This window comes from Streptomyces milbemycinicus (assembly GCF_002154605.1).
In the GTDB taxonomy this organism is placed as follows: domain Bacteria; phylum Actinomycetota; class Actinomycetes; order Streptomycetales; family Streptomycetaceae; genus Streptomyces; species Streptomyces milbemycinicus.
On sequence record NZ_MUNE01000586.1, the window covers coordinates 1 to 19,088 of the forward strand.

The following is a 19,088-nucleotide window of genomic DNA, read 5'->3' on the forward strand; positions in this document are numbered from 1 at the left end:
CCGCGGCGGATGCCCGGAGAGGAAGTTCCCGTGCGTTTTCATGGCAGGAGAAGACCACTCGGCGCGCTCATGGCCGCGCTGGCGCTCGTCGGCGGATTACTGACCGCGGCCGCCGCCCCGGCCGCCGCCCGCCCCGACGACACCCCGAGCAAACCCACCGCCGGCCTGGCCGCCGCCACCTGGAAGAACGTCCGCGTCGACGGCGGCGGCTTCGTCCCCGGCATCATCTTCAACCGCAAGGAGAAGAACCTCGCCTACGCCCGCACCGACATCGGCGGGGCGTACCGCTGGGACCAGTCAGGTAAGCAGTGGGTGCCGCTGCTGGACTGGGTGGACTGGGACCGCTGGGGCTGGAGCGGGGTGGCGAGCCTGGCCAGCGACCCGGTCGAGCCGAACAAGGTGTACGCGGCCGTCGGCACGTACACCAACAGCTGGGACCCGACCAACGGCGCGATCCTGCGCTCCTCCGACCGCGGCGCCACCTGGCAGACCACCACCCTCCCCTTCAAGGTCGGCGGCAACATGCCCGGCCGCGGCATGGGCGAGCGGCTGGCGGTCGACCCGAACAAGAACAGCGTGCTGTACTTCGGCGCGCCCAGCGGCAACGGCCTGTGGCGCTCCATCGACTCCGGCGCCACCTGGTCGAAGGTGACGGCCTTCCCCAACGCGGGCAACTACGCCCAGGACCCCAGCGACTCCAGCGGCTATCTGAGCGACAACCAGGGCGTGGTGTGGGTGACCTTCGACGAGCGCACGGGCTCGTCGGGCACCGCGACCAAGACCATCTACGCCGGCGTGGCCGACAAGCAGAACACCGTCTACCGCTCGACCGACGCCGGCGCCACCTGGTCGCGGGTGGACGGACAGCCGACCGGCTACCTCTCCCACAAGGGCGTCCTGGACTCCAGATCCGGCTACCTCTACATCACCACGAGCGACAAGGGCGGCCCGTACGACGGCGAGAAGGGCCAGGTGTGGCGGTACGCCACGGCCACCGGCGAATGGAAGAACATCAGCCCGATGACGGACGCCGACACCTACTTCGGCTACAGCGGGCTGACAGTGGACCGCCAGAAGCCCGGCACGCTGATGGCGACCGGCTACAGCTCCTGGTGGCCGGACACCCAGATCTTCCGCTCCACCGACTCCGGCGCCACCTGGACCCGCGCCTGGGACTTCACCAGCTACCCCAACCGCTCCTTCCGCTACACCCAGGACGTCTCGTCCGTCCCCTGGCTGACCTTCGGCACCAACCCGTCCCCGCCCGAGGTCACCCCGAAGCTGGGCTGGATGACCGAGGCCCTGGAGATCGACCCGTTCGACTCCAACCGGCTGATGTACGGCACCGGCGCCACCGTCTACGGCACCGAAAACCTCTCCACCTGGGACTCCGGCGGCCAGATCAAGATCACGCCGATGGTCAAGGGCCTGGAGGAGACCGCGGTCAACGACCTGGCCAGCCCGCCCTCCGGCGCCCCGCTGCTCAGCGCCCTGGGGGACATCGGCGGCTTCCGCCACACCGACCTCGACGCGGTCCCCACCAAGATGTTCACCTCGCCCAGCTTCACCACGACCACCAGCCTGGACTACGCCGAGACCAACCCGAACACGGTGGTGCGGGTCGGCAACAACGACGCCGCGCCCCGGATCGCCTTCTCCACCGACAACGGCGCCAACTGGTGGCAGGGCAGCGAGCCCTCCGGGGTCACCGGCGGCGGCACGGTGGCCGCGGCGGCCGACGGCAGCGGCTTCGTCTGGAGCCCCGAGGGCACCTCCTCCGTCTACTACACCGTCGGCTTCGGCAACTCCTGGACCGCGTCCAGCGGCATCCCGGCCGGGGCGGTCGTCGAATCCGACCGCAAGAACCCGAAGAAGTTCTACGGCTTCAAGTCCGGCACGTTCTATGTGAGCACCGACGGCGGCGCCACCTTCACCGCCAAGGCCGCCACCGGCCTGCCCACCGACGGCCCGGTGCGCTTCAAGGCCCTGCCGGGCACCGAGGGCGACATCTGGCTCGCCGGCGGCTCCGTGAACGGGACGTACGGGCTGTGGCACTCCACCGACTCCGGCGCGACCTTCACCAAGCTGTCGAACGTCCAGCAGGCCGACACCATCGGCTTCGGCAAGGCCGCCCCCGGCGCCTCGTACCAGACCCTCTACACCAGCGCCAAGATCGGCGGCACCCGCGGAATCTTCCGCTCCACGGACGCCGGGGCGAGCTGGGTGCGGATCAACGACAACACACACCAATGGGCCTGGACCGGCGGCGCGATCACCGGCGACCCGCGGGTCTACGGGCGGGTGTACGTGAGCACGAACGGACGTGGCATCCTGCGCGGCGACTCGACGTGACCGCAGGCACGGTTCGCTCCAACGGAGCCCGCCGCCCGCCCACTTGAGATCCCGGTCGAGACCCCGGGCCGGGGTCCGGACCGCAAGGTTCCGGCCCCCGGCCCACCCACCGGACCCGACCGGCAGGTAACGTCTGGGACGACCTGCAGATCAGCGGAAAGGCACGAGGTGACCGACATCGAACGCGTCGGAGTGGTGGGCTGCGGCCAGATGGGCGCGGGCATCGCGGAGGTATGCGCCCGTTCCGGCCTGGAGGTCAAGGTCGCGGAGACCACCGGTGAGGCCCTGGAGCTGGGCCGTACCCGGCTGACCAACTCCCTCGGCAAGGCCGCCGAGCGCGGCAAGATCACCGAGGCGGAGCGCGACGCCACGCTGGGCCGGCTGAGCTTCACCACCGACCTCGGCGAGTTCGCCGACCGCGATCTGGTCATCGAGGCGGTCGTGGAGAACGAGCAGGTCAAGACCGAGATCTTCCAGGTTCTCGACCAGGTCGTGACCCGCCCCGACGCCATCCTGGCCTCGAACACCTCCTCCATCCCCCTGGTCAAACTGGCCGTCGCCACCTCCCGCCCCGACCACGTCATCGGCATCCACTTCTTCAACCCGGCCCCGGTCCAGCAGCTCGTCGAGCTGATCCCGGCCCTCACCACCGGCGACGAGACCATCAAGCGCGCCGAGGCCCTGGTCCACGACATCCTCGGCAAACACGCCATCCGCGCCCAGGACCGCTCCGGCTTCGTCGTCAACGCGCTGCTGATCCCGTATCTGCTCTCGGCCATCCGTATGTTCGAATCCGGCATCGCGAGCCGCGAGGACATCGACAACGGCATGGAACTCGGCTGCGCCCACCCCATGGGCCCGCTCAAGCTCTCCGACCTGATCGGCCTGGACACGATCGCGGCGATCGCCGACTCGATGTACGCCGAGTACAAGGAGCCCCTGTACGCCCCGCCGCCGCTGCTGCTGCGCATGGTCGACGCGGGGCGGCTGGGCCGTAAGGCGGGGTCGGGCTTCTACGAGTACGCCTGACCAGCGCTAACACCTACGGTAAGCGATCACCGGCAGGTACCGACGGGCATCAGCAGGGGCCGCTATCCGCAAGTCGGACACCGGCCCCGAGTGATCATTTATGCCGCCAGGGAGTTCTCAGGGGGTTTCGGCGGGAGTTCACGCATCCCGCTTGCCACAGCGACTGTGACCCGCCCGAGCACCTGGTACGACCGGACGCTGACAGGGTACTGACCGCTTAGGTTCTCAGCGCAGACCACCGCCAGGCCAAGGCGCTCGCAGTGGTGCGTCAACCATGCAAGCCCTGCAGCCAGGGCGCGGTCCGGCTCCGCGCTCGGTTCGGTGCGGATCTCACCGAGGAGCGGCACCGCCGGCGGCATGCGGGCACAGACCACCCACGTGCTGCCGAAGCACGCCCCCTGGACGAGGAGTTCCATCGACTGTGCAGCCACCGGCAGCGTGAGGGGGGCGAACTCCTCAAATGCCAGCGGCTCCACGGCTGCCAACTCCGTGGTCGGCCGTAGCACAGTGGCGGCCTCCAGCCAGTTGTCCACCGCGGTCCGTCCCCGCATCCCCCGGTCGGGCATGAAGTGTGCGTAGACCTTGAGGGTGATGTCGGGCGAAGCGTGCCCCATCCAGTGGGAGAGCGACACCGGGTCCTCGCCAGCGGCAAGTTGAACGCTGGCGTAAGTGTGGCGCCACCGGTGGTGCATCTTCTCTCGAGAGTCCTCCCAACCCCACGTCGTCCCTTCCTCTCGGGGGGCGATGAGGCCGACCGCGACCAGCGCCGGTTTCATGATGTGGTTGTTGTAACTCGACGGGTTGATCCGGTTCTCGAAGGCCGTGGTCGCCAGCAGGCGCACGGTGGCCGTCTTCCGGCCGCCGTTGCCCGGCCCCTTCCATGGAAGGGTGACAGTCACTGCAGGGAACTCGGCCTCGTGCGCATCGATCTTGATCAGCAGCCCTGATGACAACGAGACGGTGCGCTCTTTGTTCCCCTTCGGCAGCTTGAAGTAGGGCTTGGTGCCGTTCTCCCACAGGAGTTGGCGCCGGAGGTGAATGACCATGCGGTCTCTGTCGACGTCATCCGGGCTGAACCCGAATGCCTCGGCTTGCCGCTGCCCCGAGTGCATGCCCAGGTCCGGGACTATCTGGTACCGGCGCGGCATCGCCTCGCGGATACCGTGCGCCTCCTCCGGAGTCCATGCGCGAGCCTTCGTCTCACCGGGGCCTTCCGGGCGCACGTCGTCGTCGGCCTCGCGGCAGGGATTCCGGGCGATCCGCTTTTGGGTGGCTGCGGCCTTGAAGATGGAGCTGAGGTGGTTCCAGATCACCTCGATGGTGGAGTCCGCCAGGCCCCGAGACTTCAGCTCCTTCTTCCAGTCGCGCAGGTGGTCGTCGCCGATGACGTTCATCGGCAGCCGGCCGAGCGGCGTATCGACGATGTGGTTGAAGACCTTCGACTTCAGCCGCCGCCATCTGGGAGCACTGCCGCACCGAGGGCACCAGCCTCATCGTCGACGACCCGCGCAACATCGCCGCCATCGCCGCCCACATCATCCCGACCACCCCGGACAGCCGGACGGACAGTCCGGACAGCACCCCGGACACGGAGACGGGCACCACGATGACCAGCGCGGACACTGCCCGGACAAGCCAGGACAACGCGCCGGGCGAGCAGTACGCGGAGGCGATCAAGCGCGCCGACATCGCCGACGACGTCACCGCCCGCACCAAGGAACTGATGACCCGACGCACAGCGACGCTGCGGAATCGCGCCGAGCGCGCCGAGGCCGAGCGCGACGAGGCGTACCGCGAACGCGCCCACCTCCTCGCCTGGATCAGCGCGCTGCACCCCGCCAACGCCGTCATCACCACCGCGGCCGACATCGACGAGCTCGGCTGGCAACTGCTCTACCTCCTCGTCGGCGGCTGGCAAATGAGCTGGCACATCGCGCCCCGCGACGTCGGCCTCTTCGCCCACGTCGAGCACGTCTCCACCAGCGACCCGCGCGCCCAGTGGGACGGTCACAGCACCGAGCAGAAGTACGAGCGGATGCAGCAGCACGTCCAGCGGCTCGCAGCCGACCGTCTCTGAACAGCACGAGGGGCGCCCTACCAGTCCGGCCAGGCCAGGGCGCCCCACACGGCGAGATCACCGTAACCCACGCACCACCAGGAGCCCGCGATGATCCCCGCCACCAGCGCCAACCCCACCGAACACCTCCAGACCATCATCAACAGGTGGGCCGACCTCCAAGACGCCCTCAGCGCCCGCCAGACCACCACCTGGCCACCCGTCATGGGCATCGTCCACCTCGTCCACGACGACGAACGCGCCGCACACACCGCCGAACGCCTCGACACCGCCCCCGACGCTCCCGGCAACCGGCCCGTACCCCTCGACCTCGGCATCTACGACACCATGCGCGCCATCGAGCAGGACCTCGTCGAACTTGCCGACCAAACCGCCGCCCTCATCCAGCGCTCCCCAATGTCCTACGCCCCGCGCGACTGGCCGGCCGCCGACCGTGCCCGCCGTAACCAGCTTGCCGCCGCCGATGCCCGCGGCCTTCGCCGCTGGCGGTACACCGGGCAGCGGAGCGCCCCGTACGCCGCCGCCTGGCTCGCCGCGCGCCTCCACGGCCAGCCCGGCCCGTTCGACCGGCTGACTGACGGCTGGCGGCACCGCATCACCGCCATCGCCGCCACCACTGCGGACCGTGTCGACCGCGCCCTCGGCACCGCACGCCGCCGTACCGCCGTACCGCCGTCAACCGGCCGTGCCCCGTGTGCCGCGGGCAGCTGGAGGTCCACGGCGGCGACGGCGAACCGCCGGTCGTGTGGTGCGAAGGCTGCGGTCGCTCCTGGCATCCATCCGAAGAGGAGCTGACTGCCGCGTAGCACGTGTGGGGATTCTGCTATGCGACGGGCAAGGTTGAAGCCGAGGGGTGCCACTTTGCGGAGCAGCACCCCCGGACTTCAATTACCCAGAGGTGGGGAATGCGTGTGAATCCTCAGCGTTCCCCTGAGTCGTCTCGGGAGTTCATCAGCAGATAGACAACCGTTATTACTCCTGCGCCCGTGAGTAGCGCCGCCCCAAGGTTGGGGTTTTTGTAAGCAGCGTAGGCCGTGACTCCGCCCACCAGGAGTAGCACAATGGCAACTAAGTCGATGTGTCCGTTCACGGGCACCTCTCGATGTAAGGGGCCCGCTCCGTGACGTTGGGAAGCGGACAGAGCGGGCCCTGGCCAGGCCCCCTGCGGACGCAAGAAGCCCTGTACCCCTCCAGGCGAGGTACAGGGCTCCAACAGCACGAAGACCCAGTTCGCCCCCTGAAGGGGGCACCTGGGTCTTGGGGGCAGTCTGCCATCTGATCATCACGGCGCGCAAGTCGCTCGGTCGCAGACTGATCAGACAGAGGTTCACCTTGTGACCGCAGAAATGAATTGGCGTCACTCTAACGGGTGAACCTGCTTCACCGGAGGGCACTGGCTGGGTTTCGCGAAACGAGCGACAAGCGCCGCCACTTTCGGCTAACACCAGAAATGCCGATCGATTGACCAATCGGCCGTCGATTAGTTAATTAGCCAATAACGTTAGCGGGTTATTCAATTTCGGGTGATCGGGTGTTCGGCCACGCGATTTTGATCTCCGCAGGAGTGGCGTTGATGACGTCGGTGACCGTTCAGCATTCGGTTACTTCCCCTCCCTGACGAACCTGCAACCCGCCAGCGAGAGGGGTTGCGGACGGCGAGCAGTTCATGTTCCTGGGTGCGGTGCCCAGCCCGAATCGACCAGTAGAAGAGTGACGACGAGACTGGTCACCAGACATCCGGCCCGCCGCCGCGCCACTCGATCAGGGGCGACGTCTCCAGATCCAGGGACTCCACGTCCTCCAGGCCGGCACGGCGCAGGAACTCCAGCAGATCGCTGATCCTGATCCCGTACGCCGTGCCCAGGATCGTGCCGTCCACACGCACCCGCCGGCCGCCGCTCGGCGACAGCGGCTGGACGACCACACGCGGCACCCCGGCCATGAGTCCAGCGTGCGGCGGCCACCAGGCACGCGCATCCCAGGGCTTCCAGAGTCAGGTCCTGCGGACCGGGCCGAAGTACGCCGGGGACAGGAACAGAGCCTCGAACGCCCGCGGCCCGCGCCTCTGCCGCAGCCACTCGCACAGGGGAGTCAACACCCCCGTGATCATGGACGTGAGTACGGTGGCGTGCAGGTCCTCCGCCTCGTCGCGGCCGACCTCAGCGAGGAACCGCTCGTACCTCGCATCAATGGCCCGCTCAAAGCCGCCCAGGGACTTCAGGAACGCCTCCGCGGCCGCGCTCGGCGCCGCCGCGGCGCGCACCTCGGCACGGGCCAGGTCGTGGGTGTCCTCCACCGTCAGGCGCCCGGTGATGTCCCGGAACACGTACCGGTGGACGGCATCGCCCGGCTCGATCACGCCGCACTGCTGCGCCGCGGCCCGTGCGATGGTCCGGGCCTCGCGGTCACATGCGCCTTCCATGACGATCCCGAGGTTCCGGGTGGTGGGGGATCCAGCCAGGTCGGGGGCGGAGTACGTGCGGCCGTCGTGCCTGCGAAAGTTGAGGCCGTACTGGGTGCGGATCACTTCGTCGCCGCGCAGCTTGTAGCTGCGGTACGAGCCGTAGTGCAGGCAGTCGTGGGCATATGCGCGCAGCAGGTCCAGCGCGGCCAGGTCGGGGCACTCAAGCTGGCCGATGGCCATGGGCCCCAGGGTGGTGATCACGGCGTACATCTGGAGATGGCGGTACCCCTGGTTCGGGTGGTGGAAGCCCCCGAACGCCCCGGCCTCGCTGGACTGGACGCCAAGGAGCACCCGGTCCAGCGGCAACGTCCGCGACAGGCCCAGTGCGGCGTACCGAGGCCGTAAGATCGCCAGCCCGTACCGGAACAGGTCCGACCCGGCCGCCTCCCACCGCCGCAGGGCCTGCGGGAGCGGCCGGAAACTAACCGTCGGGTGCTGCTCGGTCAGGCTGGCCGTCGTCGCGCGCAGCTCGGCCAGGCGCTCCAGCAGCTGGCCGACACCGGTCGTGCCGGCCAGGTGCTCGTTCGGAGCCAGCAGCCGCGGGCTGATGCCGACCGGCCGCGTCAGCCGTTCGGTTCCTCGCCCAGGATCAGGAGCCGGTGCGACTCCTGCATCCCGTCGGGCAGTTCGTTCGGCGAGAACCATTTCGCCTCCAGGATCTCGAAGCTGTCGATCTTCAGTTCGCCGCCGACGAGTACGGCCTCGTAGGCGACTTCGATGCGCAGCTTGTAGCCGCTGGTGAGCTGCACCAGACGGCCGGGCTTGACCTCCAGGCCGGTCTCCTCCCGCGCCTCCCGGACCACGGTCTGGGCGAACTCCTCGCCCTTGACGGCGTAGCCGGTGGGCAGGCCCCACTGGCGGCCCTCGGGCCACATACGGTGCCGCAGGAGCAGGACACGGCCTGCGTCGTCCCGGACTACGCCGGTCACACCGACCATGAACTTCGCGTGCGCCAGCCACAGGACGCGCCACTGCATCGGGCCCCGGATGATCCGCCACAGGCGGGCGACGAGTCGCTTCATGTCGTGCCTCTCTCAAGGAGATGGGTCGCACCGATGCGACCGCGGACCCGCCACGATGGCGCATCTTCCGTGACTGTCCAAACACACTGCGTATCCGCTACGGGGCCTGGTAGAGACAGGTGTCAAACCGGGCTTCAGTTGCTGCGGTACAAGAGCACCGCACCCGCGGCCCGCGCGGCCACGCCGCTTTCACCGGACGCAAACGGCTTTGCATCTCATGCAAAACCGCCCGATCACGCCCGAGATGTCCCTACGCTGAGGGGTCGGCGAGCCTCACCACCGGGACGGTGCGATGGATCCGAGCAGCGTACGGGCAGCCCCCGCAGACACCCCCGGCGGCCTCGTACGCCGCGCCCGCCAGGAGCAGCGGATGACGCTGTGCCAGCTCGGGCAGCTCACCGGCTATTCCACGGCGCAGGTCTCCCGTTACGAGCGCGGCATCTCGCCCTTGACCGATGTGATGGTGCTGCGCCGGTTCGCGGCCGCCCTTGGTATCCCGCCCCAGGCCCTGGGCCTCTCCCCCGAACCGGGCACCAGACACAGTCACCCTTCCTCGCCGACCACCGCCTACCCGCGCCTCCCGGCCCCTAGGGTGTCGGAGACAACCCGGGCCGACAGCGGGGAGGACGCGATGCAACGACGGCAGATGCTCGCCCTGACGCTCACGGCAGCCGCGGCGGCCAGTACCCCGGTGCGCGAAGCCCCGCTCGGCGACGTGCTCGTCGGCCGCCTGCGGGACGCCATGCTCGGCCTCCACCCGGCGACTGGTACCCCGTCCGCACCCGACCTGCATGGGGAACTGGCGCGGGCCGCCGCCGACGCCCACACCTGCCGGTACAGCAGCCTTTCCGTGCGGCTGCCCCGCCTCCTGAGCGCGGCCCACGCCGCGCCCGATAGCCCGGCAGCCGGCGGCGTGCTGGCTCAGAGCTACCTGCTGGCCACCCGAGTCCTGGTGAAGCTTGAGGACCAGCAGCTCGGTTGGATGGCCGCAGACCGCGCCCGGCAACTCGCCGAGGTCGCCGGCGACCCGCTGGCGATCGCCGAGGCAGCCCGGCAACTCGCCGTGCTGGCCCGTCGAGCTGGCTGGAACGACCAGGCCATGTCGATCGCCCTCTGCGCCGCCGACGCGCCAGCCCTGCGGGACGCAGGACCCGAGGGCGCGGCCGCCCGCGGCCTGCTGATCCAGTCGGCCGCCTACACAGCCGGCCGCGACCGCGACCAGGCCGACATGCGCAAGCTGACCGCGGAGGCCGCCGCCATCGCCGACGAACTCGGCGGCACTCGGCTGCGAGACTGTGGTGGGTTCAGCAGTGCCACCGTTCAGCTCCACCTGGTCTCTGCCGAGGACCGCGCCGGCGACCCCTCCGCCGCCATCGCCGCCGCCAACAAGCTCGCGCCGCTCGCGCTCCCCACCATCGAGCGCCGGGCCCGATTCCACGTCGATGTCGCCACCGCTTACGCCCGGTGGGGGCGCCGCGACCAGTGCATTGACGCGCTGTTGGCCGCCGAGCACCAGGCCCCCGAGGAGACCCACGCACGGCCAGCGGTGAAGACGTTGATCTCCGGGTTGCTGGTCTCCGGCCGTACGACGCCGGGGCTTCGTGGCCTCGCTGCCCGCGCTGGCGTCCTCACTCGATAGGGAGTCGCCGGGCGATGCGCGCGGCCAGCTCGGCCGCGACGTCAGCCCCCTCGCCTCCCTGCTCGCCGAGTCGGCGGAGCAGCTGCACCACGGCCCGCGTCTCGCCGCGGGTGATGAGCGGTTCGCGCTTGTCCTGGTCCTCGATGAGCGTCCACAGGTGCGCCTCGTCCATGCGCCGGCCAACCGTCTGCAGGTGGATGTGGACGGGGTCACGGCCATACTGGACGGTGCACGCGCCCGTCGCGGGGTAGCTCGGCCAGCTCAGAGCAGCCGGAGCATTCCGGTGGTCGCGGGTTCGAATCTCCGCCCCCGCACGGGCGCACGGCTGCTTGTCGCACACATCCCGTAACCTGGCCGCAGGCGCGGGGCCAGTTCAGTAGATGGAGAGACCCGTGCGCCAATCTGAATATAACCAGCCGGTGAACCACCGCACCGAGTTCTGCATTCCACGTCAAGGGCGTCAGCGATCCGGATGAGGCTGTCGAGGCCCGGCGACTGGTGGCCGTTCTCGATGCGGTTCATGGCCTAGCGGTCCATGTCGGCCTTCTCGCCCAGCTTCTCCTGGGTGAGGGTTGCGCCAGATCCGCAGCTCGCGGATGCGCACGCCGACCGCCCTACGGCGAGCGAGGATCCAGTCGGGCGGCGGGACGGATGGCACTCGGCCACGCTGGACGGATCAAGATCGCTTGTCTGTATCGTCCGCCGTACATTTGGCGATCTTGAGTAACAGGTACCGGCTGGTAGTCGCAGACGTGGATATTGCGTCGCGGTCGTGATCTATCCGTCGGGCGCAAGAGGCACCGCTGAGGTGCCCCAGGCTCCCGGCCGGGGATGCAGCTGTGGGAAGCGCCCCCTCGGCCGGGCTCACGGCCGCCCCGCATCGCAAGACGCGGGGTGGCCTTCCCAGTTCTGCGCGCCTTACAGCTCCGATCGCCCAGGGAGTTTCTAGGGAGCGGGCGCGGCGAGGGAGCGCTCAGGGAGTGCCGTGGAGAGAGAAAACGAGAGTCAGTGAAAGGTAATGAAAGATGTTCCGCTGCTGGTCAGACGGCATCTTTCGAATGACCGCCAGGCGGGCATCCTGAAGGCTGTCTGTACGCCGAGCACAAGGAGCCCCTGTACGCCCCGCCGCCGCTGCTGCTGCGCATGGTCGACGCGGGGCGGCTGGGCCGTAAGACGGGGTCGAGCTTCTACGAGTACGCCTGATCCGCGCGGTCTCCCGTCCAAGCGGGGAACGCCGGTTAGGCCACCGTAGCCAACAGCCCGTGACAGGTGCACAGTTGGTTGTCTCGAACCAGCCTCGCACGCCAGTTCGGTATGGCCGCTCAGCTACACCGCTGCCACTTGTCCAGAAATCTGGCAATCTTGGCGAAGTGCGCCTATTTCGGCAGAATGGGAGCAGGATGAGTCTCGATTTGTCACCCGCCGTACGCACCAACCTTGAGGACGCGTTCGCCACCCTCAAGACCCCGTACAAGTGGCGCGCTGTGACCTCGTACTTCAAGGACGAGGTTCCACCCGGTGACTACACCAGCAACGTGCACGTCGTGCCGTTCGTCGGGGACCGGGTCGTTCTGCTGCATGCCAAGGAATCCGGCTGGGGACCGTCCGGCGGCACCCTGCTGGAAGGCGAAGCCATCGAGACGGCTGTCACCCGGGAGCTGGCGGAGGAGATCGGCGGCGAGGCCACCCGCTTTGAACTCTTCGGTCAGTGGGACAGCTCGACCACGGCCGAAGTCGCCTACCGGCCGTGGCTGCCGCACCCTGACTTCGCCATCGCGCTTGGTTGGGCAGATGTCACCATCACGGGGTCGTCAGATGATGACGGCGGCGTCGAGATGGAATCGATCCTGGAAGTCTCGATCCTCCCCATCCAGAGGGCCGTAAAGCGCCTGGAGGAGAATGGCGAACACCACCTGGCCGCACTGTACCGCGTCGCCTATGAGGTGCGCCGAGCTGCCAAGAACTGATCCTGCTACGGCTTACGAGCCGCCCAAAGGCCACGCCTGAACTTGGGCACGGCCTCTTTACGTACCTCGATGAACCCGGCCGCTTGGAACGCCTGGACCATGGCGCCCTCAGGGTGCAGCGTGAAGTCATAGCGTTCGTCGAAGACGTGCAGGCCCGCGCTCGTCCCGATGGTGGTGTGAAAGTCGATCCGGCCGTCCGGGTAGCCGTAAGCGACACGCACCACCGTCACCACGCCGTCGGCGTGATGGGTGACGTGCACCTTCCTCGGTTCCCACTCCTCGGGGGTGAACCAGGGCTCGTCAAGGAGATGTGAGTTGAACCCGAGCAACGCGGCAGCGGCGAGGGACGCGCTTGGGTCGATGCCGTTGGCCGATGAGCGCGCACTCAGGACCTCAGCCCGCTCATCGGCCACTGCGCTACGAAGTGCTCGGTATGCGCCCGGTCGCCGCCATCGTCTACCAGGACGGTCTGGCCATTCTCCCGGCCTCCGGGGCGTCGTAGCCGACGAAGTCAGGACTTCTTGGCCCAGTAGTCTGTCAGCATTTCGCCAGGCCATGCGGGCTCACGGATCGTTCCTCGCGGGCCCATCTCCTCGAAGTAGGACGACAGGTCGTAGATCTTCGTGCCGACCACGGCGTCCAGATCGGTCACGTGCAACCTGAGCCCGTCGACCTTGATCAGTCGGGGAAAGCTCTGCGCGAGCTGGTTGGGACGCCGGTGGTTGCGATGGGCAAACGTTCCTGTTGCCGGCCACTGGGTGTTCCCGCGCGGGCTGCGAGCGTGGTACTCGACGTCGCTCGGGGATGCCTGGTCGAAGTGCCACACGACCACCAGGTGGGAGAACTCTTCCAGGCCCTGCACGGAGTCCAGGGGGAACTCTGACTCGTCGAGCTGGATTACCGACTCGACGCCACCCCAGTAATCATCGGCGACCTCGGCTCGACCTTCGACGACTTCCCCGATCGGTTTGATCTTCAAAGCCATGGCCAGCCCTTCTCCGATCCAACGACCCGCGTGATCAATCTACTTGGGCAAGGTACACGGTCGCGCGGGCGTCAAGCGCGCCCACCGCAGGGATGCCGCGCTTCCGGAATGGCGACAGCAGTTTCCGCATGTCAACGACTGTCTGCCGCGCCCGTCCCGAATAGATCCCGTCCTCCATCGCGTCCAGAACGCTGGTCCAGGTAGCGCAGGCTTCTTCAATTCCGCCCTGTGCGATCTGCGTCGCGCCCATGTACCCGAGGGTTACCGCGTGGGTACGTCGGAACGCGGCCCCGCGCGTACGGACGGAGCGCCGGAACTCCTTCACTGCCCGCTGGTGGTCACCAAGATCCCGCAGAGTGCATGCGGTCTCGTGCGCCAAGGACGCCTCACCGAAGAAGAAGGTTCGGTCCGGTTCCCTGATTCCATCCCGCGCGTTCGACAGGTCGTCCTCAGCGCTCAGCAGCGCCCGTGCCGCCGCCTGCTTCTGGCCGTCCGCGGCGAGGGTACGAGCGTGAACAACGCCGAGGAGCGCACGCTCACGGGGCGTAGCGGCGGCGTACCGATCTCCGTGCACCGACGCCTGAGCAATCTTGAGGGCTTCGCTGCGAAAGCCCAGATCGAGAGCCTGGTGCGCCATCGCACGGAGGATATGACCGCTCAGTGGCGCGTCACCGGACCGGGCCGCTAGCTTCACCGCGGTGTTGAAGCGGCTGAGCGCCACCGCGTGCTCGCTATTGTCGAACGCCATCCACCCTGACAGGTAGGCAAGTTCCGCTGAGGCAGCGAACATCGCCCGTCGCGTCTCGTCGTTGGCAAATCGGCCCCGAAGGAAGTCGAGCACTTCGGACTTCAGATACTCGTCCACGGCGCGCCGGCCATGGCCACCTCCGCGCCGTTGGTCCATACGGGAAAACGCCTGGGTGAGCTCCCGTACGGTCGCCACGTCTCCATCACCGACACGCTTCCCGGCCGCGGGTTCCTCGGCCGGAGGCTGCGCCATGGCGGTCCACCACGTCTCGTCCGGCAGTATCAGGGCCGCCGCGGAATACACCCCGCCGGTCAGCAGACGACGCCGGTCCGCGTCCACGCCACTCCCCAAGTCGTTCAGCGCGATCAACGGATCGACGCGCCAGTCCAGCGCCCCCTGCGCTGGCGAGGTGGAAACTGTGAACCCGACCTCTTCTGGCGTGATTTCACGCTTCAAACGCCGGGACAGTGCTTGGCACAAGATAGCGGGCGCAACGCCCTGCGGCTGGACTCCGGAGACCCACATGCTCACGTGGGATCGCCCGATCTTGGAGTTCTCCCGCACCTCGCCGTTCAGCGTCTCCGCGGCGACTCGGTTGTACGCAGCGGCGGCCTGGGCCCGTGACCAGCGCGCTTCCTCCAACAGTGCGGCTAACTTCTCGTTCCGCTCGCGTGCCATCGTTGCGCCCCCAACCGCTGAAGCCGATCTTTGACCACGTTGACCAACCTGCACTCGGCAGGAGCCCAGACGGGCCACAGATCCAACGTAGTGCTCAACTACTCGCCTCTGTCCTGCAAGTGCCGGAAAGTCACCCCGAATCGCCGGAGTGCCTACTTCACTGCGAATGATCTTTGACCACCTTGACCACCCCCGAGCCGTTGACCCCATTCCGGTAACCGCGATGAGGCGGTTCGCTCTTGTAGGCCAGCTACTCGACGAGCGGGAGCACCCCACATGAACTCATCTACTGGCAGGTCCACCGTCACAAGCGCCGTACGGCTGGGCAGCCTCGGCCCGCGGTGGCACGGTGAGACCGGCCTCCGATGAGCCCAGCCACAGCCGTCGTGCGGGCTGCGGCAGACGCGCTGCCACAGTCCTCGTCCTTGCGCGCCCTCGAGGTGTCCTTCGACCCGGACCCGGCCTGTGTCACCCGCATGCGCCGGATCACCGCCGCTTTCCTGAGGTTGTGGAACGTCCGCGGACCGTTGGCCGAGAACATCGTGCTCGTCGTCTCCGAGCTGGTTACTGGACCGCACGATGACTGGCGATCACGCCGTGTGCATGATCGTGCTGCCTGGCCACACAGACCACCCGCCACGGAAGAACCCCCGCGACGTTGCTGGAGCGGCGAACGTCCGGGGGCCGTGGCCCTCAACCCCATGGAGGTTGAAGACGTGCGCAAACATAGCGCGAAGATCCTCGAAACGCTGTTGCGGTTGTTACTTCCCGGCCACGGTCGTCACCGTGCGGTCGACTCGGCCGACGCCCGTTCCGCCACGCGGCACCAGAACGCGCCGATGATGCACCCTGCGCGCCTGCCCGACGCGCCCGCACGGCCCATGGCGGGGGAGTGCGCGGGCTGCATCGTCTCGTTCCGCCCGGTCTCCGGTCCGCCGGACGGCCGCGGGACGGCCATGGTCCGGCCCTACGCCGTCGCACACGAACAGCAGCGGGAGCAGCGTGCCGAGTGTCGATTGCGGCGGCGGCGTCGGCGGACGCTGTGGCTGGCCGTGCACGGAATCGACATCGGCCCGCGCGTCATCCACGGCGTGAGGGTGGTGGCGTAGATGAGCAACCCGACGGCGTCCCCGCCGCAGCAGGGACAGGACGGCGGACAGCACGGACAGGGCGGGCAGCAGGGCGGCGACGACCGCCCGACCCTTGAAGAGCTGCGGCAGCAATCCGTCGCCCTGAGCGAACAGATCGCTCAGCATCTGGGACGGGGGGCGAAGTGAGTCAGGAAGCAGACGCGTTCGCGCTCGAGACGGTCACGGACCCGGACACCGCCGACCCGTACTCGGGCACCCCGTACGAAGGTTCTCCCGAAGGATGGTGGACGCGGTACGGCGGGGCGCTTGACGTGTGCTCCGGCGTCGTGTTCATCCCGCCGGGGGCCGACCTGCCGCCGTGCCCGTTCCGGTGCGCCCGATGCCGTGGCAGGGGGAAGCGGTGAGCGGCGGGGACTGGACCAAGGTCCTGCCCAGCCTTGCGGTCGGCATGGTGGTCTACGACCGGCGTTACGAGATGCCCGGGACCATCACCGACTTCGACGGGCCAATCGTGTGCCTCACCCGCCCCACGGGCCTCGCATGGCGGTCGCACTGTGTCTCGGTGCGCCCCGCTACGGCGTACGAGCGGCGGCAGCTACGGGCCATTGCCAAACTGCACGCCCAACGCCAACGAGACACAGCCTCCGCACCTACCCACCAGAAGCTCTGACCGTCATTTGCGGTGAGTTTGAGACGACGACACGCCGACGCCACGGCGTGTCGTCGTCCCAAACTCACCGCAAAGTCACGGCAGAGAGCACTTCGCCGGAGTAATCCCCATGGCAGACGGCCCCTGGCACGCCGAATGGACGTTCATCAGCACATCCGGCGTCACCACAGGAAAGGCCGACAGGGCACGGTACGTCGATATCCGGGCGACCATCTTCGAGGCGGCGGACACATCGCTGCGTGATCTGGCGCACGAAAAAGTGGCCGAACGGGACGAGCCCTGGAAACTCCTGGTCGGGGCCCTTTACTCCGAGGCGATGCTCTCGGCCGACGAAGTCGGCGAATGGCGGTATGTGAGTCCGGACGGCTGGGCGAACGTTACCGTCCGTTTCACGCCGTAGCCACCGCTCTCCCTCCGTCCGAAGTCGCGCCCCACGGGGGGCCTCGAAGGGCAGGCGTCCGCCGGCAGCGAAGGCAAGGACCAAGCCCAGCGAGAAGATGTCGCAGGCGGCGCTGAGACGCTCGCCGCGTACCTACTCGGGGGCCATGAACCCCGGCGAGCCGACGATCACGCCGCTGGAGGTCAGTCCGCCGTGGGTCGGGCCGTCCAGGGTTCCCGACTCGCGCGAAAGCGCCTCAGCGATGACGATGCCCACTGGTGATGGTGGTGAGGGCATGGTGGAGGCTGGTGTCGCTCGGTGAGCGATCGCGCCAGCGGGCGCCGATGTGACCGTCCGGGCGGATGAGCAGCGCTCCGTGAGGGCCGATCTCGCAGAGGTCGATGTGCTCACGGGGCAGGGGCTCGATGCGCAGCGGCCACGGTGCGGTGAGGTGTCGCTCCCAGCGGGCTGGGTCCGGGGTGAGCAGGGTGAACCATTCGCCCACGGCGTCGAGCGTGGAGCGGTCAGGTGTGAGCCAGAGGTGCGGTATGCGATGGCCCGGCTGTGGGGTGGGGACATAGTCCGGGCCCGTGTCGGACGTCTCGGGTGAGGTGTCGGTGTCGGAGTGGTACGTGGCGCCGAGTACCAAACCAAGTTGCGCGAAATACCGCTCCGACCAGGGCAGTTCGACCTGGTCCGACGCCGTCTCACTGCTTTGGAGCTGCTCGCGGCGCCGGTTCTGTACGTCGAGCATGAGCTTGGTGTTGGCCACCGCTTGGCGGAGCGTCCGGTGGGCGACCGGGTGGCGTTCCGTCTCGTAGGTGCTCAACAGGCCTGGCTCGGCCCATCCGTGGAGCACACCCGCCAGTTTCCAGCAGAGGTTGTGCACATCGGCGATGCCGATGTTCATGCCCAGGCCGCCGACGATGGGGATCGCGTGCGCTGCATCGCCGGTCAGCAGGGTCCGGCCGTGGCGGAAGCGTTCGGCGACGAACGCGTTCATCACCCAGTGCTGAACCCGTGACACGTCGGCTCGTACGTCGGCGCCGGGGCTGAGGGCGCGCGAGACGAGCTCGGGCCAGTCGGTGCGCGTGGCGTCTTCGGGGGTGGGAACGAACCAGGCCCACCCTCCTTCGGGGTAGAGCGGGGCGAACAGTCCGTGCGCGGTGAAGTAGACCCCGGCCGGCTGGTGGGCGCACCAGCGGCTGAGGTCGGCGTCGAACACGACGGTGGTGAAGCCCCCCATCGCTCCAGGGCCTGTGGTGTCGATTCCCAGCCGTTGCCGGACGGTGGAGTTCGCCCCGTCGGCGGCGAGTACATAACGGGCACGGATCCGGGTCTCTTCACCGCGTCGGTGGTCGACGAGCAGGGCCACGACGCTCTCGGCTTCCTCGGCCAACTCGATGAGCTCGACCCCGAACCGCACTGGTGCGTCCGCCGCGGCGAGCAGGGTGGGTTCCAACCGGTCCTGCGAGGTGACCACACCGATCACGGGGCTTTCGGGCACCGGCGCATTGACCCCGATCATCGCCGCGGTGGCGAAGTCGCGGTCGTGGATGGTGTCGCGGAAGCGGATACGGCCGAACTCCGGTGCGAACGCATCGGCCGTGATCTCGGCGGCGAGCCCGAGCTGGCGGTAGATCTCCATCGAGCGCACATTGAGCAGCCGGGCACGGGGAAAGGGCGACAGCTCGCCGTGTTTCTCGACCAGCAATGCCCGCACGCCCCAGCGCTCCAGTAGCGCCCGTGCGGTCAGCCCGATCGGCCCACCCCCGACGATCAATACCGGCACCTCGGCGTTTGCTGCGGGCATGCCCACCTCCCGGACCGCTGATCGGTCGGACGGGATGAGAACGCCGCGGGTATCCCGCGGTTACGTCACCGGCGCGCAGAGCACTCCAAGGAGGGAGACCATCTGACGGCGCGCGGTCACGAGTGGGCCGGTTCGGGGCTGCCTCGGTGGGCAGGTCTGGTGGGGCGGGTGGCG

The 19,088-nt window shown here is 68.3% G+C and carries 19 protein-coding genes, 1 tRNA gene and 1 pseudogene; 12 read left to right on the forward strand and 9 right to left on the reverse strand.

What is annotated here, in order from left to right; translation table 11 throughout:
* Positions 1–69: 69 nt before the first annotated feature.
* Both CCN51_RS39260 and CCN51_RS39265 read left to right on the forward strand, forming a co-directional pair.
* Entirely contained in the window at positions 70–2,352 is a 2,283-nt protein-coding gene (locus tag CCN51_RS39260; RefSeq protein ID WP_014175110.1) for a xyloglucanase, read from the forward strand.
* Between the two features lie 168 nt (positions 2,353–2,520).
* Complete coding sequence (locus tag CCN51_RS39265) at positions 2,521–3,381, forward strand: 3-hydroxybutyryl-CoA dehydrogenase (RefSeq protein ID WP_014175111.1); 861 nt, start codon at positions 2,521–2,523, stop codon at positions 3,379–3,381.
* A gap of 98 nt (positions 3,382–3,479) precedes the next feature.
* On the opposite strand, the gene CCN51_RS39270 is transcribed toward CCN51_RS39265, so the two are convergent.
* The gene (locus CCN51_RS39270) at positions 3,480–4,775 is read right to left on the reverse strand and encodes a tyrosine-type recombinase/integrase (protein ID WP_014175112.1); all 1,296 of its coding nucleotides are present in this window, start codon (positions 4,773–4,775) and stop codon (positions 3,480–3,482) included.
* 212 nt (positions 4,776–4,987) lie between these two features.
* Here CCN51_RS39270 and CCN51_RS39275 point away from each other — a divergent pair, with 212 nt between their 5' ends.
* The gene (locus CCN51_RS39275; protein ID WP_014175113.1) at positions 4,988–5,458 is read left to right on the forward strand and encodes a hypothetical protein; all 471 of its coding nucleotides are present in this window, start codon (positions 4,988–4,990) and stop codon (positions 5,456–5,458) included.
* Between the two features lie 90 nt (positions 5,459–5,548).
* Positions 5,549–6,253: a hypothetical protein gene (locus CCN51_RS55285; protein WP_014175114.1), complete on the forward strand. Its 705-nt coding sequence runs from the start codon at positions 5,549–5,551 to the stop codon at positions 6,251–6,253.
* A gap of 931 nt (positions 6,254–7,184) precedes the next feature.
* Here the strand turns inward: CCN51_RS55285 and CCN51_RS39285 are convergent.
* From CCN51_RS39285 to CCN51_RS39295, 3 genes are read right to left on the reverse strand one after another with little or no spacing between them, the layout of a single operon-like run.
* A complete protein-coding gene (locus CCN51_RS39285) occupies positions 7,185–7,400 on the reverse strand; it encodes a hypothetical protein (RefSeq protein WP_014175115.1) in 216 nt (71 codons plus the stop codon).
* A gap of 51 nt (positions 7,401–7,451) precedes the next feature.
* Positions 7,452–8,567, reverse strand: a complete 1,116-nt coding sequence (locus tag CCN51_RS39290) for a hypothetical protein (RefSeq protein WP_014175116.1) — start codon at positions 8,565–8,567, stop codon at positions 7,452–7,454.
* The gene (locus tag CCN51_RS39295; protein ID WP_014175117.1) at positions 8,486–8,944 is read right to left on the reverse strand and encodes an NUDIX domain-containing protein; all 459 of its coding nucleotides are present in this window, start codon (positions 8,942–8,944) and stop codon (positions 8,486–8,488) included. The genes CCN51_RS39290 and CCN51_RS39295 overlap by 82 nt, the downstream gene beginning before the upstream one ends.
* 292 nt (positions 8,945–9,236) lie before the next feature.
* Here CCN51_RS39295 and CCN51_RS39300 point away from each other — a divergent pair, with 292 nt between their 5' ends.
* A complete protein-coding gene (locus CCN51_RS39300) occupies positions 9,237–10,583 on the forward strand; it encodes a helix-turn-helix domain-containing protein (protein WP_078610375.1) in 1,347 nt (448 codons plus the stop codon).
* On the opposite strand, the gene CCN51_RS39305 is transcribed toward CCN51_RS39300, so the two are convergent.
* Positions 10,573–10,755, reverse strand: coding sequence for a hypothetical protein (locus CCN51_RS39305; RefSeq protein ID WP_063647532.1), 183 nt, complete (start codon positions 10,753–10,755; stop codon positions 10,573–10,575). The genes CCN51_RS39300 and CCN51_RS39305 overlap by 11 nt on opposite strands.
* 69 nt (positions 10,756–10,824) lie before the next feature.
* On the opposite strand from CCN51_RS39305, the gene CCN51_RS39310 reads away from it, so the two are divergent.
* The 3 genes and pseudogenes from CCN51_RS39310 (at position 10,825) to CCN51_RS39320 (ending at position 12,550) form a co-directional block, all read left to right on the forward strand.
* Positions 10,825–10,898, forward strand: a tRNA-Cys gene (locus CCN51_RS39310).
* Between the two features lie 774 nt (positions 10,899–11,672).
* A pseudogene (locus CCN51_RS39315) lies at positions 11,673–11,786 on the forward strand (3-hydroxyacyl-CoA dehydrogenase family protein); the annotation flags it as partial.
* A gap of 59 nt (positions 11,787–11,845) precedes the next feature.
* Positions 11,846–12,550 (forward strand): NUDIX hydrolase, encoded by a 705-nt coding sequence (locus tag CCN51_RS39320; RefSeq protein WP_245881761.1) that lies wholly within the window; start codon positions 11,846–11,848, stop codon positions 12,548–12,550.
* A 5-nt stretch (positions 12,551–12,555) separates the two neighbouring features.
* On the opposite strand, the gene CCN51_RS39325 is transcribed toward CCN51_RS39320, so the two are convergent.
* The 3 genes from CCN51_RS39325 to CCN51_RS39335 all read right to left on the reverse strand — a co-directional run bounded on the left by CCN51_RS39325 (position 12,556) and on the right by CCN51_RS39335 (position 14,961).
* Positions 12,556–12,963 (reverse strand): hypothetical protein, encoded by a 408-nt coding sequence (locus tag CCN51_RS39325; protein ID WP_014175120.1) that lies wholly within the window; start codon positions 12,961–12,963, stop codon positions 12,556–12,558.
* 98 nt (positions 12,964–13,061) lie between these two features.
* Entirely contained in the window at positions 13,062–13,535 is a 474-nt protein-coding gene (locus CCN51_RS39330; protein WP_014175121.1) for a TrmO family methyltransferase domain-containing protein, read from the reverse strand.
* 34 nt (positions 13,536–13,569) lie between these two features.
* On the reverse strand, positions 13,570–14,961 hold the full coding sequence (locus tag CCN51_RS39335; RefSeq protein WP_043486446.1) for an NsdA family TPR-like regulatory protein: 1,392 nt from the start codon (positions 14,959–14,961) through the stop codon (positions 13,570–13,572).
* A 425-nt stretch (positions 14,962–15,386) separates the two neighbouring features.
* On the opposite strand from CCN51_RS39335, the gene CCN51_RS58335 reads away from it, so the two are divergent.
* From CCN51_RS58335 to CCN51_RS39355, 4 genes are all read left to right on the forward strand, one after another.
* A complete protein-coding gene (locus tag CCN51_RS58335) occupies positions 15,387–16,070 on the forward strand; it encodes a hypothetical protein (RefSeq protein WP_238545332.1) in 684 nt (227 codons plus the stop codon).
* On the forward strand, positions 16,071–16,238 hold the full coding sequence (locus CCN51_RS56120) for a hypothetical protein (RefSeq protein ID WP_014175124.1): 168 nt from the start codon (positions 16,071–16,073) through the stop codon (positions 16,236–16,238).
* A gap of 193 nt (positions 16,239–16,431) precedes the next feature.
* Entirely contained in the window at positions 16,432–16,722 is a 291-nt protein-coding gene (locus CCN51_RS39350) for a hypothetical protein (RefSeq protein WP_014175125.1), read from the forward strand.
* A gap of 109 nt (positions 16,723–16,831) precedes the next feature.
* Complete coding sequence (locus tag CCN51_RS39355) at positions 16,832–17,122, forward strand: hypothetical protein (protein WP_014175126.1); 291 nt, start codon at positions 16,832–16,834, stop codon at positions 17,120–17,122.
* A gap of 235 nt (positions 17,123–17,357) precedes the next feature.
* Here the strand turns inward: CCN51_RS39355 and CCN51_RS39360 are convergent, their stop codons facing one another.
* The gene (locus CCN51_RS39360; protein WP_014175128.1) at positions 17,358–18,914 is read right to left on the reverse strand and encodes an FAD-dependent monooxygenase; all 1,557 of its coding nucleotides are present in this window, start codon (positions 18,912–18,914) and stop codon (positions 17,358–17,360) included.
* Between the last annotated feature and the right edge of the window lie 174 nt (positions 18,915–19,088).

Bases quoted from the DNA above. Each gene is read 5' to 3' on its own strand.
- CCN51_RS39295 (WP_014175117.1), bottom strand. From the start codon at position 8,944: ATGAAGCGACTCGTCGCCCGCCTGTGGCGGATCATCCGGGGCCCGATG.
- CCN51_RS39355 (WP_014175126.1), top strand. From the start codon at position 16,832: ATGGCAGACGGCCCCTGGCACGCCGAATGGACGTTCATCAGCACATCC.
- CCN51_RS39260 (WP_014175110.1), top strand. From the start codon at position 70: ATGGCCGCGCTGGCGCTCGTCGGCGGATTACTGACCGCGGCCGCCGCC.
- CCN51_RS56120 (WP_014175124.1), top strand. From the start codon at position 16,071: ATGAGCAACCCGACGGCGTCCCCGCCGCAGCAGGGACAGGACGGCGGA.
- CCN51_RS39290 (WP_014175116.1), bottom strand. From the start codon at position 8,567: ATGGTTCTCGCCGAACGAACTGCCCGACGGGATGCAGGAGTCGCACCG.
- CCN51_RS39305 (WP_063647532.1), bottom strand. From the start codon at position 10,755: ATGGACGAGGCGCACCTGTGGACGCTCATCGAGGACCAGGACAAGCGC.
- CCN51_RS39270 (WP_014175112.1), bottom strand. From the start codon at position 4,775: ATGAACGTCATCGGCGACGACCACCTGCGCGACTGGAAGAAGGAGCTG.
- CCN51_RS39350 (WP_014175125.1), top strand. From the start codon at position 16,432: ATGCCGTGGCAGGGGGAAGCGGTGAGCGGCGGGGACTGGACCAAGGTC.
- CCN51_RS55285 (WP_014175114.1), top strand. From the start codon at position 5,549: ATGATCCCCGCCACCAGCGCCAACCCCACCGAACACCTCCAGACCATC.
- CCN51_RS39275 (WP_014175113.1), top strand. From the start codon at position 4,988: ATGACCAGCGCGGACACTGCCCGGACAAGCCAGGACAACGCGCCGGGC.
- CCN51_RS39335 (WP_043486446.1), bottom strand. From the start codon at position 14,961: ATGGCACGCGAGCGGAACGAGAAGTTAGCCGCACTGTTGGAGGAAGCG.
- CCN51_RS39285 (WP_014175115.1), bottom strand. From the start codon at position 7,400: ATGGCCGGGGTGCCGCGTGTGGTCGTCCAGCCGCTGTCGCCGAGCGGC.
- CCN51_RS39330 (WP_014175121.1), bottom strand. From the start codon at position 13,535: ATGGCTTTGAAGATCAAACCGATCGGGGAAGTCGTCGAAGGTCGAGCC.
- CCN51_RS39360 (WP_014175128.1), bottom strand. From the start codon at position 18,914: ATGCCCGCAGCAAACGCCGAGGTGCCGGTATTGATCGTCGGGGGTGGG.
- CCN51_RS39300 (WP_078610375.1), top strand. From the start codon at position 9,237: ATGGATCCGAGCAGCGTACGGGCAGCCCCCGCAGACACCCCCGGCGGC.